The organism is Natrialba sp. SSL1 (genome assembly GCF_001861355.1).
In the GTDB taxonomy this organism is placed as follows: domain Archaea; phylum Halobacteriota; class Halobacteria; order Halobacteriales; family Natrialbaceae; genus Natrialba.
Genome location: NZ_MASN01000011.1, coordinates 82,030 through 97,969 on the forward strand (window position 1 = coordinate 82,030; position 15,940 = coordinate 97,969).

Consider the following 15,940-nt stretch of genomic DNA (forward strand, 5'->3'; position numbering starts at 1 on the left):
ATGAACGGGCCAGGCCTCAATTCGACGCGATCTGTATCTGTCTCTGTAGACTCAATACCGCACTGGCTCTGGAACGCACTCCCGCTGGTCGGTATCGTCCTCCTCGGGTGGGATCCGCTGGTCGTCGTCCTTCTCTACTGGCTCGAGTTCGGCGTGTTCCTGTTGCTGAACGCGCCGAAAATCATGCTAGCCAGCGGTGATCGGACGGGACGACTGCCGGACGATGTCGTCTGTTGGCCCGCCGGCCCAACGATTCGTCTCGGAACGGCCTGGCTTGCCATCCTCTCGGTCGTCGTCTACGGAGTTGCGTACCTCGTCGTGACGAGCGGGTCGCCGCTCTGGTCCGTATTCGGTGAGATGACGCTCTCGAGAAGCGGTGCAGGTGAGATCGCAGCCGGAACCATGGTGCTCACGGTGGGAGCGATGCTCGGCTCACAGTTGCTCGCATTTAGAACTGAATTTATCGGCAAGTGCGAATACGAACGCGTCACGCCCGCGATTCAGTTCGTCCGACCGATCGGACACCTCTGGCTGTTCTTCCTCGTGCTCCTCTTTGCGAGCGGCCACACTGTCTTCGACGGGAATCCGATGGTGCTCGCGACGGTGTTGATCCTGTTCAAGACCGCAGGTGACGTGCTGGCCAGACGTGGACTTCGCATCCAACCACCTTCCGAAGCCGCCAGATCACGAACCGAATCGTTCACACCGACCGCACCGCCCAACTGGACCGGCGAGCCTTCGGTACGCGCCCTTACTTCCGTCTGGACCCCAGTCATCGTCGCCGGTTCGGCGCTCGCCGTGGCTCTCACAGTCGGCCTCTACGGACTCCTCATCCTCGAGGTGATCGGCCAGCCCTACACCGGCGTGCTCGCTCTCGGCGGTGTACTCCTCGTTGCAACAATCGGTCTCACTGCGTTCGGCGTCGCCGTTCTCCGCCGACGATACTGGGGACTCGAGTACCGCCTCTATCCGACCGGGATTGCGATCTACAACACGCGACACGAGACGGTTGTCCGGTTCGTTCCGTACCGCACTATCGAGGACTGCACGTGCTACCGCGGCGTGCTGCCCAGAGCGCTTGGCCTGAGTTCGGTCTGTCTCACACTCGAGGAGCCGCCGACCGGAGCGCGGGACGGGCGCTTTCGAACGGTGTTCTCGAGTACCGAGAGCGCTTCGTTCGGGGCCGACGATGACGACGTGGATGTCGTGTTACGGGCGCTCCCAGTGGCAGAGGCACGGGGTGCCAGGGAGCTGATCGACAACCATCATCGACAGCGCCAAACAGAAGCGAAGACTGCGTGAGGAAAATAACAGATGCGCGTTGATCGGAACCAAAACCGCGGCGCGATTATCGGCCCTGCCGAAGCTCAGTAATCAACTGCTCGATCGTCTCCCGTTGTCGCTCGATCAGCTCGTTCTGTTCCTCGACGGCCGTCTCGAGTGCATCGAGTCGATCGAGCACCTCCGGTGCGGGTTCGGAGGTGGGGTCAGTATCGGGAGCGGCGTCGCCCTCGGTCGTACTCGAGTCGGCTGGCTCTTCGAAGATCGGATCGGTGTCTACGATGCCGGCCTCGCGTGTGGCCTCCTCGGGAGTGTCAGCAGCGACATCGCTGTCGGACGGTGTGGACTGTGGCGAGTCGGCTGAACCGCCACCGGTCGCCGGCTCTTGGCCCTGTTGACCCCACTCTTCGACACTGGCGGGTTCGCTCGACGCGTTGGACTGTGTCTGTGGCTGCGCCTGCGTTTTCGTTTGCGCCTCCTGGTCCTGCTGGGCGAGCGGGTCCGAAGAAGTCGTCTGACCTGCCTGTGGCGTCTGTGCCTCGGAGTCGGCCGTCGGCTGGTCCTGTGGCTGGGACTGCGTCTGTGCCTGTGCCTGTCCTTGTACCTGCTCCCGAGCACGCCCACCATCCTCCCGGTCCGTCAACTCCGGCGGGTTCGCATCGAGTGGATCGACACCGTCACCGAAATCCATCGACGAACCGGACTCTTCGGGTTCGTCGTCCTCCTCGACGCCAACCACGTCATTGAGCTCGGCAAGCGAACTTACGTCGTGGTACTCGAACAGCGCACGCTGGAGGCGTTCCCGGAGATCGTTCGCCTCGTCGTTTGGCGCTTTGATCCGCTGTGGTCGCCCATCGACCGAGAGGACGATCTGCGTCGCAACGCTCCCATCCTCGAAGGCGAGGTTCGTCACGTCCTCGAAGGCGTACTCCTCGTAATCCTCGTCCCAGACTGCCCCGCCGATGTGCTTGACCAGTCGGTCACTCGTGATGATCAGCGTCAACTCGCTGAAGCGGTAGGTCTGGACGACCGTCTCGCCGGCGTTCGTAATGCCGTTGCCGTTCAACACACCCGCAATAACCGGATGTAACACGTCGTCCGTCGCCTTCGCCGGCACGGTGAACTGTTTATCGTCCTCGAGTGGGTACTCGAGTGTGAACTTGGTTTTGCGTCGGCCTTCCGAGAGGGTGAGGCGGTCGGCGTCGTGTGGGTAGTCGTCGACTGATTCGTCGCTCAAAAGACCCTCGGAGCGATAGAGGAGTGTTCTCGAAGACGTGACGAAGAGTTCGTCCTCGCCCCCGAGCGAGACTCGTGCGGCGATCTCCTCGCCATCGAGAGTAGATTGAACGATGCCGGGAACGTTCATGCGTCGCAGTTCGTAATAACGTGTGATAAATCCGTGGGTCCAGATTGCACGACGAACGGGAATGAGAAGCTTAAAGAAAGGCAGGCGACTACCGAAGAGTGAGCCCGGGTGGCTTAGCTGGACATAGCGCCGCACTCATAGGGTTCAGAGATTCGGTGCGGTTTCGCCTTGGAAGCCTCCGTGTCCCCACGAGGACTCTGCCGAGCCTCGGACCTGGGACATGCGGAGATCGAGGGTTCGGAGCCCTCCCCGGGCACTTACTTTCTACACGAGGTCACGAACGTAGTGAGTGACGAGTCTGTAAGTCAGTGCCCGACGGGCGACGAACCCGTAGGTCCTCGAGAGTGAGCGCAGTGAACGATCGAGGGCACGGAAGAGCGCAGCTCTTCCGGGGGTTCGGAGCCCTCCCCGGGCATCTTTTGGACGGTAATTACGGTTCGAAGAGCGGAGAGACTGTGAGGGAGGGTTGTTCGTCCAGAATTTGTTGGGACTCGAAACTGAGTTGGGGAGCGGGAGATGGCTCACGTGTCAGGGAACGGTCTATCATTCGTCAGACACACGACAGTCGAACGTCAGCAAACCATCATCGGATTTATGTGTCGTGATGTGGCAGAGAGGGACATGGGGACGGGGATCGACCCGAGTCAAAACATTATCCAGCAGATCGCAGCGATCGAGGGGCTCGAGCCAGCAGAACTCGAGCCGCCGCTGTATGAAGTAATAGATCCGCATGCACTCGATGCACTGGTTCGGACACAGTCACGAACCAGGACGATCGGAGTCGTGCGTGAACCAGGGGTTGGTGGTACTGACAGTGAAATTGGCACTGATACTGAGACTGATACTGAGGCAGAAACAGGCACTGAGACGAGGACTGAGACAGAAACAGGGGCTGGTACAGAACCGGAGCCAGGGACGGATACAGACACAGTGAACAAGGATGGTGTCAGTCCGGAAATAGACTCTGAAACGGGAACCGAAACAGCGTACACGCCTACCGCAGGACTCTCGCAGATCGTGTTTACGTACCGCGGACACCGGATTCAGGTCGACGGCACTGGAGCCGTCGAGATTACCCCACACCAGCCGCCGGAATCGGGGTCTACAGGCTCAACAGAGGACGTCCAAAGCGATTGAGACCGCCCTGACGCTGTGAGTTGGGTCACACCAGACCGACGGCGGCAGCGAGAGGCTGGGAGTGACTAGTCCCGACTCACACGCTAGTGAGTCGCCAGAGGGAGCCGTATTGTGAGTGGAGACGCTGGATACTCAGCAGACAATCGCTCGACGGAACGACTCGACTCGTCAGTCAAAAGCAACCATCGGGGTCCCTTCCCGAGGCAGAGTCAGGTATCAGATTCGACCCGGATCGTTCCGTCCGCCGTGACAGTGACGAGACAGTCGTTGTACTCGAACGTCACCGACCCCTCGTTTCTGAGGCCGTTCGCACGCGGTTCGAACAGCCGCTCGAGTGCATCGGCGTTGATCGCGTAGTGCAGTGGTTCGAGTTCGGTCGCGTCTGCGTTGCAAACGGTGGCAACAGCGGTTGCGATCGTGACGCTTAGCGGCTCGTCATCGAGTCGATCGTACTGTACAGTATACTCCCCTTTCGAAACTGGTGATTGTGAAGTCATTTCGATCTCAGTCATTGCTGTCGACCCCCGCTTTCCGTGGAAGGCATCCCTACCTTCACGATTGGTTGCAAAGAGCCTGATCGTTAACTGTGTAACTACGCCGATCGAGGACGGTTAAACAGTTAACCGTCGCTTGTCGAGAACGCATCGTCGAACAGTGTATCGAAGAGTTTCGCCTCCGAGGCCCGGACGTGTTTATGAAACGCTGGCGACGAAATGTCGAGCGAGTCCGCGATTTCCTCGCCGGTCGTCTCGCGTGGCCAGTCGAAGAAGCCGCCGTAGTAGGCGGTCTGGACGACCTCGCGCTGGCGCTCGGTCAACTGACCCAACAGCGCACTCCGACCGGCCGCATCGAGAGCCAGTGGCGTTTCTGCCGGCTGGTCACGACGCGCGATCATCGTAGCTTCGATGCCGTTTCGATCGAGTGCCGAGAGAATATCCCTGATTTCGACAGCATCTGGGACGTCGAGTCGGGCGCGGGTCGGGTCGCCTACTGCGGCGGAGACCGATCGGAGCGTTCCACCCTGTGAACCGACGATAGAGCCGAGGAAGGAGCCGGCAATCCGTAGTTGGAGGAGCGTTTGCCCATCGGAGCTCGCAATGACCGAGCTATCCACGATCCCCGGGAGTTCGTTCAGTTTGGCCGTCTGGAGCGGTTCTGACATCGTCTCGGAGTCGTTGTCGTTGCTGTCTCCCTCGCTTTCAGCTTCAGCTTCAGCTTCATCTTTATTATCACCTTTACCGCTATCTTCATTCTCGCTTTCACTTTCGCCGTCTCCTTTCTCTTCGTCTTCCAGGCCGTCTATAGAAACGAAGACAACCGTCTCGTCCGCACCAGCCGTCGCGCCCTCCAGTTCGACCGTTGCGCCGAGATGAGTTGCAAGGTCGCCAAGAATCGAGCCGCGTTCGATCTCGAGTTCGACCTCGGTTCGGTCGTCGTCGCTGGCCGCTCGTCTGCGTTTGACGGCGTCGATCGAGTAGGCGATGGTCTCACCGAGTTCGACGAGCACCTCACGGAGCCGGTCGTCGAAGGCGTTTCGATCGTCACCGTAGAGCGCGAGCACGCCGTAGAGGAAGTCGTCGTAGACGAGCGGAACGGCGTACACGGACTGGAACGTCTGGGAGAGCGCTTCGGCGCGCCAGTCGCCGTCGTGGACGGCGTCTGCAACGTTGTCGACGGCGGTCGGTGTTCGCGTTCGGGCAGTTCTCCCCGCTGGTTCGGCCGCCGAGTCGTCGACGGTCGTGACGGCGACGGTGTCGAGGTAGCCGTGATCGCGACCGGCCTGGGTCCGCACACGGAGTTCGTTCCCGCCCGGGTCCGGTGCACCGATCCAGGCCATCGAGCAAGCGTCGAGGTCGGTGAGTTGGGCACAGATTCCCTGTTCGATTTCGGTGCGCGAGTCAGCCATCAACAACAGCTGTTCGATCTCCTGACGGACACGGTTCGCCGCGTTCAGCCGCTCGAGCCGGTCGTTCTGTTGCTTGAGTTCGCGCTCGCGTTCGTGCAGTCTGCGGGTTCGTCCGATCCGGTCGAGCGCTGCCTCTGCCGTCCGGGCGAACAGCTGGGCCAACTCCGCCGTTTCGTCGTCGTACGTGTTTCGTTCCGGCGAAACGGCAACGAGGACGCCGTGCTCGCCGAGCGGAACGAAGAGCGCACTGCGGGCGTCCGTCCCCGGGTCGTACACTTTCTCTTCCTGAGACACGTCGTCGAAAATCGACGGCGATCCCGCGACGAACGTCTCCCAGGCGAGACACTCACCCGGCTGAAGCCGCGGCGGTGGCCCAACCAGGGACTCGAGTGCGGTCGAGTACGCCGCAGGGACGAGTTCGTTCTGCTGGTCGTCGAACCGGTAGACACAGGCGTCGAGATCGAGGACCTCAGCGGCGACATCGACGATATACTCGCAGGCTGCCTGCTTCGATTCGACGGTGAGCAGGTGGCTTGTGGCGTCGTGGAGGCCGTTGAGCGTTTCCTGGTACTGGACGCGTTCGGTGACGTCGACGGCGGTCCCGATGATGCGCTCGATGTCGGATTGCTCGTCGGTGGCTGGGCCGGGGACGGACTCTCTGGTGTGGCTGTGGCTGTGGCTGTTTTCGGTTTCGTCTCCGTCCCCGTTTCTGTTTCTGTCTCTGTTTCTGTCTCCGTCTCTGTCTCTGTTTCTGTCTCCGTCTCTGTCGACTGTTACTGGCCGACACCAGGCGTCGAGTATTCGCCCGTCGACTTCGTTCTGGACGTGAATCGGGTAGCCCTCGAGTGCGGCACGGAAATCGGAGCGGACCTTGGGGTCGTCGTCGAAGAGGTCGAGAACGGACCGTCCGACGACTTCTTCGGGAACCGTATCGAGTCGTTCGAGACCCTGCCCTTCGGCAAGCGTCACTGTGCCGTCGGGGTCGAGTGTAAAGAGGATGAGCGGCGCATTGTTGACGATTGCCTGCAGTCGTTCGGTGCGGACCTCGAGTTCGCGTTCGCGTTCGATGCGGTCGGTTATGTCCCGGAAGTAGACCGAAACACCGGTTGCGGAGGGATAGATTCGGGCTTCGATCCAGCGGTCATATGGCCCGTAGTAGCGTTCGAGCGACCGGAGTTCCTGCTCTTCCATCGCGTCGATCGCTGCCTGCTGGAAGTCCGTACCGGTCATCTCCGGGAAGACGTCGAGGATCGATTCACCGAGCAGGTCCTCCTTGTCGGCGTCGAGCGTGGCTGCGGCCTGTTCGTTGATGTAGGAGAACTGCCAGTCCGCATCGAGCGCGAAGAACGCATCCGTCACGCGGCGGAACGATTCGTCCAGTTCCCGTTCGACGCGGTGATACTCCGTGACGTCCCTGACTGAGACGACGATACCATCGACCGGTTCGTCGCCGAGTCGGTTCGTCAGTGTCGCCTCGTAGACGCCCCAGGTTTCGGTCTCCCCGCTGGTTCGACACTGGTACTCGACCGCTTCCGTCGAACCGATGTCGGCCGATCTGACGGCTGCAATTGCCGCACGGACACTGTCGGTATCGTCGGGGTGAATCCGGTCGAGGAAGTGAGAGCCACGGAGCGTCTGCAGGTCGTCCGCGGTCGCACCCGGTGGCGCCGCCGCACTCGAGTCGTCCTCGGCTGACGGACTGACGTAGGTGATCTCGCCCGTCTCGTCGAGGACGAACAGCAGGTCAGCGGAGCGTTCAAGCAAGGACCGGTACCACTCGCGCTGGGCGGTGACTGTCTCGGTCAGCGTGGCGAACTGGATCGTCCGTTGTAATCGGTGCTCGAGTTGGTGGCGGGACTCGAGTGTTGCGTGCGGGACGATTTCGGTGGGTTTCAGTTCTGGTTCTGGTTCTGGTTCTGGTTCCGCTGTTGCTGCTGGCGCTGGCGGTGATGCTGAGTCTGATGGAGGTGTCTGTGTAGGTGTACTCGGTGCACCAGTGTCAGTGTCCGTGGTGAGAGGGTCGCTACTCCCAGTACTCTTCTCGTTCTCCTTCCCTGCATCGCTTGTATCGCTTGCATCCCGCTCATTACTCTCATCGAACGAAACCGCCATGTTTCGGGATTCGTCCGCCGCCTGCTCAGCCCCATCGGGTGGCGCGTAGAGAACAGGACACTCGGACTCGAGTGGGACGTGGGTATCGACCCCGCGGAGTGAGTCGAGGTCATCGGTGAGGATGCAGTGTGGCGATGGCTGTGGAGTGGCTGTGTCCGGATTTGTGTTGGTGTTAGTGTTGGTGTTGGCGTTGCTGGTGTTGGTGTTAGTATTGGTAGCCCTAGTGTTACTGTTACTGTGACTATCTCCGTCCGCCTCCGGAGAAACCGTCACGACGGAAACGACATCACTCTCCGCGAGCGTCTCGGTGACGGTGTCGCGGACGGAAGTTGAACCAGTGACGAGAACGCGAACGGGGGAGGGAACGGAAAGAGCGGTCGACGACGCGGGGGGCTCGGGCTGAGAGACAGTCTCGAGCCAGTCGTTCATACAGCCACTGCGTCCAGCAGGAATAAAAGCTTCGCGTAGAATTATTTCCAGACCTTATCCGAGAGGATAGGAATCGTCCGAGAGCGGTGGTCAGTACCCGATCGCCGCCCCGTCCTTGCGCGGTTCCGTTGCGCCGGAGAGCGTGTCACCGTTCTGGCGGACAATCTGTGCACCACCGAACATCACCGGTGGGAGGACGCCGACATCGTGGCCTTTTCGAGCGAGTTTCGCCAGTGCGGGGAGTCGTTCCTCGACGCCCAGTGTCCCGTCCTCGCGGTAGCGCCAGCGCGGTGCGTCGAGAGCGTCCTGCAGCGACATATCGTAGTCGATCAGGTTCGAGAGGACCTGGACGTGGCCCTGTGGCTGCATGTAGCCGCCCATCACGCCGAAGGCGAGCCAGTCGTCCTCGTCGAGTTTCGCGATGGCGGGAACGAGCGTGTGGAACGGCCGTTTGCCGGCTTCCAGACTGTTCGGGTGGTCCGGGTCGAGCGAGAACGACGCGCCGCGGTTCTGGAGCGCAATGCCCGTTTCGCCCGCGACGAGGCCGCTGCCGAAGCCGGCGAACCGGGAGTTGATGTAGGAGACGAGGTTTCCTTCCTCGTCCGCGACGGTCAACAGCACCGTGTCTGCATCTTCGGCGTTCGCGTTTGGCACGCCGACTGCGGGGTCCTGAATCGGAGCGTCGCCGATCGCGTTCGCCCGCTCGCGCGCGTAGGACTTGGATGCGAGCGGCGGGACCGTCTCGTACTCGGGGTCCGTAATGTAGTGGTGGCCGTCGACGAACGCCAGTTTCATCGCCTCTGTAAAGGCGTGGATGCGTTCCGGCGAGTCGTACTCGTGTTCACCTGCACCGATCTCTTCCGCGATGTTGAGCGCCTCGAGCGCGATGAGTCCCTGATTGTTCGGCGGGAGTTCGTACACCGTCGCGCCGTTGTATGTCGTCTCGACGGGATCGATGAACTCGGGTTCGAACGAAGCGAGGTCGTCGTGACTCATCACCCCGCCAGCGTCCTGAATCTCCTCGACGATGGCGTCCGCGATGTCACCCTCGTAGAAGGCATCCGCGCCCTCGTCGGCGATCTGTTGCATCGACTCGCCGAGTTTCGGCAGGGTGACGACATCTCCTGGATCCGGGCTCTCGCCGTCGAAGAGGTACGCTTCGCGGGCGTTTTCGTCCGTGAACAGCTCCTCGGCACCCGACCAGTGGTGAGCGATGACCGGCGAAACGGGATACCCCTCCGTCGCGTAGTGGATCGCCGGCTCGAGGACGTCACCGAGCGTCTTTCGGCCGAGTTCCTGGACGGTTGCCTCCCAGCCACGAGCCGTGCCGGGTACCGTGACTGCGTGCGGGCCGAGGAAGGGCATCTCGAGTTCGTCTTCGTCAGAGTCACCGTCGACCGCGTAGCCGCGCGATTCGGGATAGTACTGTGCCGGATCGTCGGATTCGCGAAGTGACTCGCGAACGGTCTCGATAGATGTCTCGGCCGGTGCACCGCCACAGGAGCGCATCGCGCCGACCTCACCGTCTGCAGTGCGATAGAGTGCGAAGACGTCGCCGCCGAGTCCCGTCGAGGTCGGCTCGACGACGTTGAGCGCGGCCGCGGTCGCGACGGCCGCGTCGAACGCATTTCCGCCGTCTTGCAGGATCGAGATACCTGCCTGGGATGCAAGCGGCTGGCTGGTCGCAACCATCCCTCGTTTCGCATATGCTGTCGATCGTTTCGAATCGAAGCGATCGAGATCGATTGAGTCGTTCACAGTGGTCACACCTGACATACTGGCGTGAACCACCAAAAGTACCGGTGTCCGTGTCAAACAAGGTATTGTCAGCTGTTGAACGAAATGTGGTATGTCGTAAACGTGATCCGGTAACTAGTCAGTATTCTCGAACAGCGGTTCGTGAGCGGCGCGATAGCCGTCCTCGACCGCGTCCGTTTCGACCACTTCTCTGAGCAGGAGTTCCCGCTCCATCTTGGTGACGACCGACGTGTCGTAGTGGACCGCATCGTAGGACGGATCCTTTCCGTCTGCGCGGCGCTGCTCGACGAACTCGCGATGTCGCTCGAGGCGTGCCCGTCCGACTGATCGAGAGAGCGACGGCACCCGCTCGACCCGCTCGTCGAAAACGTCGCGAAAGCCCGACTCGAGTTCCTGTCCGATCGAGTTCCGTCCGGCACACATCGCGGCTAACGTCGTCGTGCCAGTCCCCCAGAACGGGTCGAGCACCGTATCGCCGTAGGTGGAGTACATCGTGATGAGCCGGTAGGGAATCTCGAACGGATAGGCGGCGGAGCGGTCGCGCAAATCCGATTCCTGATCGTTGCTCCCGCCATCGCCGCCAGGGCACTCGAGATGCTGTAACTCACCTTGGACGTCCGTCCAGACATCCGAGAACCAGTTGTTTCGCTCTTCCCAGAAGTACGCCGCCTCGTAGCGCCGGTCTGCGCCGGGCTCGAAGGAGCGGCTGTCGCCGCCGTTACGAAAGAGCAGCACGTACTCGTGTTCGAGGGTCACGTACGCGTTCGGCGGCAGCGTCCCGCTGCCCATGAACTTCGCGGCGCTGTTCGTCGGCTTGCGCCAGAGCACGTCCGGTAACGGGTCGAATCCGCGCGACTCGAACGCCTCGAGTACCCGCGCGTGATTCGAGAAGACACGAAAGCTCCCGTCGACCGACCGGGTCGCGTCGCCGACGTTGATACAGGCGATACCGCCGTCGACGAGCACCCGCTCAACCTCGTCCCAGACACGATCGAGCTGGGCGTGCATCGCCTCGAACGCCCGGCGACCCGCGCCGGACTCGAGTGCGTCGCCGATCGCGGGGTCGAGTTCAGTAAAGAGGTCGTCCCACATTTCGATCATGGGATACGGCGGGGACGTGACGACGAGTTCGACGGTATCGTCGTCGACTGCGGCGAGATCACGAGAGTCACCGACGAACACGCGGTGGGTCGTCTCCATTGGCTTCACACTGTCGGCGTCGGCCCCTTAGCTCCTTCGTCAGCGCGCGACTGGAACCGTGTGCCGACTGCGAGGACCGGCCGCTGGAAGGGTACCGCCGGGAGCGAAATGGGAACGGCGACGACTGAGAGGGTCAGTTGCCGAACGGGAGCGCGAGTGACGCAGATCGGAGGGTCAGTTATTCGTCGTCTTCGTCCTCGTCCTCAGCGTCCGCCTCCTCATCGCCGTCATCACTCCCATCGGAGTCCGACGCAGTCTCTTCGTCCGCATCCGCATCCGCGCCCTCGTCCTCGTCTTCACCTTCGTCTTCAACACCCATCTCACTCTCCGCAACATCCTCGAGTCCTTCCTCTGCTTTCTCCGCCAGGTCGGTCGCCGGCTCGAACTCTTCGATCGGCTCCCACTCCTCTTCTTCGCCCGAGAAGCGCCGCCGGAGATACGCGACGCCGACAATTGCTCCGACCAGCAGAACGAGCCGCATGAATCCGCTCCCCCCCTCATCCGACGCTGCGGCCTCGTCGCCAGTCACCTCTTCAACTGCCTCCGTCGCTTCCTCGACCGCCGACTCCGCCTCCATCTCCGTCTCCGACTCCATCACATCCTCGATCACGTCCGGCTCATCGACGTCCGAGAGCGGCGTCTCCTCGAGTGCCGGCGATTCCCGACCGGCGAGAAATCCGAGGGCGGCACCGAGGCCGAACGCGCCGGCAGCGAGTCCGATCGAGCGCTGTTCGTGTGAGCCGTCGGCCTCATCGACGGCTTCGAGGATCGACTCACGCATCGACGAGTCGAGTCCCTTTCCGACGGCTTCCTTGACGACGAGTTCGGAGAGTGTCCTGTCCTGTTGTTCTGATTCGGGCATAATCCGCCACGACAACACCCCCGTACATAATTCTGTGGACCGTTTTTCAGCGCCCGTGCGCGGGGAAACTGGGTAAGAGCCACCTACCCGGGCGGGAGCTGCTAGTATGAGTGTGCTACTGGAGGTGCCAGACGTAACGTCGATCGACGCACGCGGCGCTAATACAGGTGCTTGGGCGTTCACGACTACCTGAGTGTGTGAAGGAGAGACACAGGGAGTCACTGTCGATCGTATGGGGTCTCCTACTCGGACGCGCCCGGCATGCAGTAATCATCGGATAACGAAACCCACTGGGACAATAGACGGCGGGTGTGAGTACTGTGAGCGTGATTCGACACCCCGGTGTTCTCGGCCGCACAACCCGGCAACGGCTCGTCGGGATGACCGCAGCGCTCACGATCGCCGTCGTCGAAGCGCTCGCAGTCGGACTCTGGTTCGGACTCATCGTCGGTTCCGGGACGACGACGGCAGCCCTGCTCGGACTCGGAATTCTTCTCGCTGGGACGTTTCTCAGGGCCGGCATCGTCGATTCAACGGTAAGCGACGCCCGCTCGGCCGTTTTCCTTCGGCGTGGCACCACCGCACTGACGCTCGCCGCAGGCTGGGTTGTCTGGTTACTCATCGCCGAGTACGTCACCGGGCTGACCGGCCTCATCGTTGCTACCGTCTTCCTGACCGGTCTCCTCACCGCTCAGTTCTGTTTCGAACGACGACTGTTTCAACCACACTCGACGAATCTCTCCTCGTTCGGTCCCGTTATCTCCGCAGCTCTGCTCGCAATCGGTGCTGCGACGCTCCTCGCGACCGCCTGGTTCGCCGATTGGACAAACGGCTCGCCGCTGGTCGAACTCGAGATCGCCTCTATTGTCGTCCTGGTCGAAGCGGTACAGGTTGCAGCACTTGCGTTCGTCTGCTGTGCCTTCCTTGCACATCAGTACAGAGTACAACGGTTACTCGAATCGGAGATATAAGCAGAAGGCCCTGTGTTCGATCAGCGAATCACAGACAGGACAGTTGAACGAGGCCGTGACGATCGAGACTGAGCAGCCATCGCGGTCAGGTGTCACGTCCAGTTCCCGCGTCCAGTTGTCGCAATCAGCCGTCGATACGCTCGTACGTGAGCTGCTTGTCCTCCTTGTACACGACCACCACCATAATCGGGTCCTGGTCGCCGTGTGAACTGGATTCGTCGACCGCGTCGATCGTCGTGGTATCGCCCTCGGAGACAGTCTCGTATTCGTCCCAGCTAACTGGGTCCATCCGTGTCGGTTCGACGATCACGCCCAGATCGTCAGCGTCGATTTCGTCGCCGCCGGCGTGTTCGACGGTTACCTCCTCGGCGTCGGCCTCGTATTCGATGTCGAACTCGACAGTCGGGGCGACGACGTGGCTCCGGACCGGTCGCGGCTCGTCCGGAACGATCCACTGGACGGTGAGCTCAGTGCCGGCATCGAACGTACCGAGCTCGAGTTCGTCACCGACAGTCAGGGTTTCGTGGTGATCCGCGGGCTGGATTTCGGCTGGCTCGCCGTCGACGAGGAGTTCGAAGGACTCGGCGTCTCGGCTCGTCCGCTCTCGGTAGGCTGCAACGAGTCCGTCTTCGCGTTCGTCGAAGCGGAACGACCGATTCGGCTCCGGTGTGAAATGGAAGAGAGAGCGGCGTGAAACGTAGTTGTCGCCCTCCTGAACCACCATGACGGTAATCCGGTCCTCGACAGCGACCTCCTCGAGAACGATGCTGTCGCCGTCGGTCAACGTCTCGTGTGCCTGCTCGAATAGATCACCCTCCAGATCGTCGCCCACGTCGGCAGAACCGTCGCGTCTGTAGTTGACCGAGAGGAACGACGGGTCAGCAGGCTGGCTACCAGTGTAGACAATTTCGACCTCGCGCGCGTCGTGGTCGTACTCCGCGTCGAGCAGGTCTCGACCAGCAGTTGCGCGGCCGATACTGTATTCGGTGTCCTCCGGGCCCTCCCAGACGAGTTCGACTCGCTCGAACGGCTCGGCCTCGGCCGTGAGGCTGTCGCCGGGTTCGAACGTGTCGTACTCGTCGACCGGCTGTACGACCATCGGGTCGTCGCCTGCCCGCAACTCGAGATCGTCGGTGTCAACCGCAGTGCCTTCGACGTGGTCGGCCGTGATCGTCCCCTCGCTGTCGTCGTAGCTAATATCGACGCGAGCGTTCGGTCGAACGACCTCTTCCGCGACAACCGCGGGCTCGTCGGGTGCGAGCCACTCGATGGCGACGTGCGTGCCGTGGCCTACCTCGCCGAGTTCGATGTTGTCGCCCTCCGACAGGGTCTCGGTCACGTCGGTAAACTGCGTCGTTGCTGGCTCGTCGTCGGTCAGTACGCGGAACTCATCGGCGTCGCGGGTCTGATCATCGTGGTACCTGACAGTGACGGTTTCTTCGTGGCTGGAGAGGTACATCCGGGGCGGCCGCACCCGGTAAGTGACGAGCGACCGTTGTGCCCTGTTCGGATTGGCTGGCACCGCCAGGTCGAGCGAGACCCGATCGCCGAGCGTAACGTCTTCGACCGTAATCGTCTCGCCGGTCGTCAGCGAGCGCCGGTCGTCGACCGCCGATCGCTCGGTGCTCACACCATCGTCCGTCCGGTGAACCAGTTCGAGGAGTTCGGGGTCGACCTCGCGCTCACCGGTGTACGTAATCTCGACGGTGTCGGTATCGTAGTCGTGGCTCGCCTCGAATGATTCTCTGCCGACCGTGGTCGTCCCGTAGTAGTAATAGACGCCTTCATCCTCGTCGAACCAGCGCAGTCCGACGTCAGCGATCGGCCCCGTCTCGAGTTCGAAGCTATCTCCCGCCGAAAATCTCGTGTACTCGTCGGCGAGCTGGTCGTCGGCGAGATCGCCGTTCTCCCAGACCTCGAGCATGTCGGCGTCGATCGATTCGCCGTCGGTGTGTTCGAACGTCGCGACACCCTCGTCGGCGTTCGAGCGGACCCGAACGGTCGCGTCAGGTGCGGCATCACGGTCCCGCTCTGGCGGTTGCTCGACGACTGCGTCCACGTGGATGATAGTCCCCGAACGGTCGATCGACGTCTCGAGAATCTCGCCTTCCTCGAGTCGCCGGAGTTGTTCGTGGACCCACTCGTCGTCGACATCGGCCGCACTCGAGGACAGCTGGAACACGTACCCGTTGTCGAGTGTGTCGTCGTCGCTTCGTGTTCCGAGTGGCTGTTCGAGTCCGATTCCGATCGCGTCGACTAACTCGGTGTCGAACTCGGGGGATGGAACCGCAGACACGTCTGGAACGAGTGTGACGTAGGACCTCGAATCGAGGTGTTCGACCATCGTCTCGGTCACCTCGGGATCGGTAAGGATGGACGGCTCGTCACCGTTTGCCGCCGCAATGGCTGCGTTGATAGTGTCCTCGCTGTCGTCACCGAGTGCGATGATCAGTTTTCCATCGGCGGCTGCGAGCGGGTCGCTATTGACCTCGCCGACGGTCCAGCCGTCAGTGTCGTCGTCACCGATATCGGGCTGCTCGAACGTGCCGGTGATCGCGGCCAGTTGCATGTCGTCGCCGATGGCCAGAACGGTTTCTGCGACCTCATCAGTGTCGATTTCGTCGAACTCGTCGACGATGCCGTGGGTTCCTGGGTAGCCAGGCTGGTGTTCTTGGCCGTCAACACGCGAGTAGATGATGTGTTGAACAGTCGTCTCGAGGGACGATTCTGCGGGGACCAGTTCAAAAACGGACTCGATGTCAGACGGGAGGGCTGCCTGACTGCCGAGAGCGCCGTCCGTCGCTGCAGCGGTGTACCCGGAGAGGGCGATGGCTGCGACGGTACCGCTACCGGCAAGTAGTTCACGTCTTCGCATACTCGAACCGTTTCTAATCTTTACACTTTAATCTATTGGAAAT

At 61.6% G+C, this 15,940-nt stretch carries 10 protein-coding genes and 1 tRNA gene; 4 read left to right on the plus strand and 7 right to left on the minus strand.

The window, feature by feature from the left end:
• Window positions 1–1,302 (plus strand): DUF6498-containing protein, encoded by a 1,302-nt coding sequence (locus BBD46_RS02875; protein WP_071400257.1) that lies wholly within the window; start codon window positions 1–3, stop codon window positions 1,300–1,302.
• Window positions 1,303–1,348: 46 nt separating this feature from the next.
• Here BBD46_RS02875 and BBD46_RS02880 read toward each other — a convergent pair whose 3' ends face one another.
• Window positions 1,349–2,647 (minus strand): DUF7115 domain-containing protein, encoded by a 1,299-nt coding sequence (locus BBD46_RS02880; RefSeq protein ID WP_071400258.1) that lies wholly within the window; start codon window positions 2,645–2,647, stop codon window positions 1,349–1,351.
• Window positions 2,648–2,749: 102 nt separating this feature from the next.
• On the opposite strand from BBD46_RS02880, the gene BBD46_RS22515 reads away from it, so the two are divergent.
• Together BBD46_RS22515 and BBD46_RS02885 are read left to right on the plus strand one after the other, a co-directional pair.
• Window positions 2,750–2,903: transfer RNA gene (locus BBD46_RS22515), tRNA-Met, on the plus strand.
• A gap of 365 nt (window positions 2,904–3,268) precedes the next feature.
• On the plus strand, window positions 3,269–3,784 hold the full coding sequence (locus BBD46_RS02885) for a HalOD1 output domain-containing protein (protein WP_071400259.1): 516 nt from the start codon (window positions 3,269–3,271) through the stop codon (window positions 3,782–3,784).
• Between the two features lie 209 nt (window positions 3,785–3,993).
• Here the strand turns inward: BBD46_RS02885 and BBD46_RS02890 are convergent, their stop codons facing one another.
• The 5 genes from BBD46_RS02890 to BBD46_RS02910 all read right to left on the minus strand — a co-directional run bounded on the left by BBD46_RS02890 (window position 3,994) and on the right by BBD46_RS02910 (window position 12,051).
• Complete coding sequence (locus tag BBD46_RS02890) at window positions 3,994–4,296, minus strand: HalOD1 output domain-containing protein (protein ID WP_071400260.1); 303 nt, start codon at window positions 4,294–4,296, stop codon at window positions 3,994–3,996.
• 107 nt (window positions 4,297–4,403) lie between these two features.
• A complete protein-coding gene (locus BBD46_RS02895) occupies window positions 4,404–8,231 on the minus strand; it encodes a GAF domain-containing protein (protein WP_071400261.1) in 3,828 nt (1,275 codons plus the stop codon).
• Window positions 8,232–8,321: 90 nt separating this feature from the next.
• Window positions 8,322–10,007: a gamma-glutamyltransferase gene (ggt, locus tag BBD46_RS02900; protein WP_394326816.1), complete on the minus strand. Its 1,686-nt coding sequence runs from the start codon at window positions 10,005–10,007 to the stop codon at window positions 8,322–8,324.
• A gap of 96 nt (window positions 10,008–10,103) precedes the next feature.
• Complete coding sequence (locus BBD46_RS02905) at window positions 10,104–11,189, minus strand: DNA-methyltransferase (RefSeq protein WP_071400262.1); 1,086 nt, start codon at window positions 11,187–11,189, stop codon at window positions 10,104–10,106.
• Window positions 11,190–11,367: 178 nt separating this feature from the next.
• The gene (locus tag BBD46_RS02910; protein ID WP_071400263.1) at window positions 11,368–12,051 is read right to left on the minus strand and encodes a hypothetical protein; all 684 of its coding nucleotides are present in this window, start codon (window positions 12,049–12,051) and stop codon (window positions 11,368–11,370) included.
• Between the two features lie 380 nt (window positions 12,052–12,431).
• Here BBD46_RS02910 and BBD46_RS02915 point away from each other — a divergent pair, with 380 nt between their 5' ends.
• A complete protein-coding gene (locus BBD46_RS02915; RefSeq protein WP_084777661.1) occupies window positions 12,432–13,022 on the plus strand; it encodes a hypothetical protein in 591 nt (196 codons plus the stop codon).
• 124 nt (window positions 13,023–13,146) lie between these two features.
• Here BBD46_RS02915 and BBD46_RS02920 read toward each other — a convergent pair whose 3' ends face one another.
• A complete protein-coding gene (locus tag BBD46_RS02920; protein WP_071400264.1) occupies window positions 13,147–15,897 on the minus strand; it encodes a hypothetical protein in 2,751 nt (916 codons plus the stop codon).
• Window positions 15,898–15,940 lie beyond the last annotated feature (43 nt).

Coding starts and splice junctions, on each gene's coding strand:
- BBD46_RS02875 (WP_071400257.1), top strand. CDS start 1: ATGAACGGGCCAGGCCTCAATTCGACGCGATCTGTATCTGTCTCTGTA.
- BBD46_RS02880 (WP_071400258.1), bottom strand. CDS start 2,647: ATGAACGTTCCCGGCATCGTTCAATCTACTCTCGATGGCGAGGAGATC.
- BBD46_RS02885 (WP_071400259.1), top strand. CDS start 3,269: ATGGGGACGGGGATCGACCCGAGTCAAAACATTATCCAGCAGATCGCA.
- BBD46_RS02890 (WP_071400260.1), bottom strand. CDS start 4,296: ATGACTGAGATCGAAATGACTTCACAATCACCAGTTTCGAAAGGGGAG.
- BBD46_RS02895 (WP_071400261.1), bottom strand. CDS start 8,231: ATGAACGACTGGCTCGAGACTGTCTCTCAGCCCGAGCCCCCCGCGTCG.
- ggt (WP_394326816.1), bottom strand. CDS start 10,007: ATGTCAGGTGTGACCACTGTGAACGACTCAATCGATCTCGATCGCTTC.
- BBD46_RS02905 (WP_071400262.1), bottom strand. CDS start 11,189: ATGGAGACGACCCACCGCGTGTTCGTCGGTGACTCTCGTGATCTCGCC.
- BBD46_RS02910 (WP_071400263.1), bottom strand. CDS start 12,051: ATGCCCGAATCAGAACAACAGGACAGGACACTCTCCGAACTCGTCGTC.
- BBD46_RS02915 (WP_084777661.1), top strand. CDS start 12,432: ATGACCGCAGCGCTCACGATCGCCGTCGTCGAAGCGCTCGCAGTCGGA.
- BBD46_RS02920 (WP_071400264.1), bottom strand. CDS start 15,897: ATGCGAAGACGTGAACTACTTGCCGGTAGCGGTACCGTCGCAGCCATC.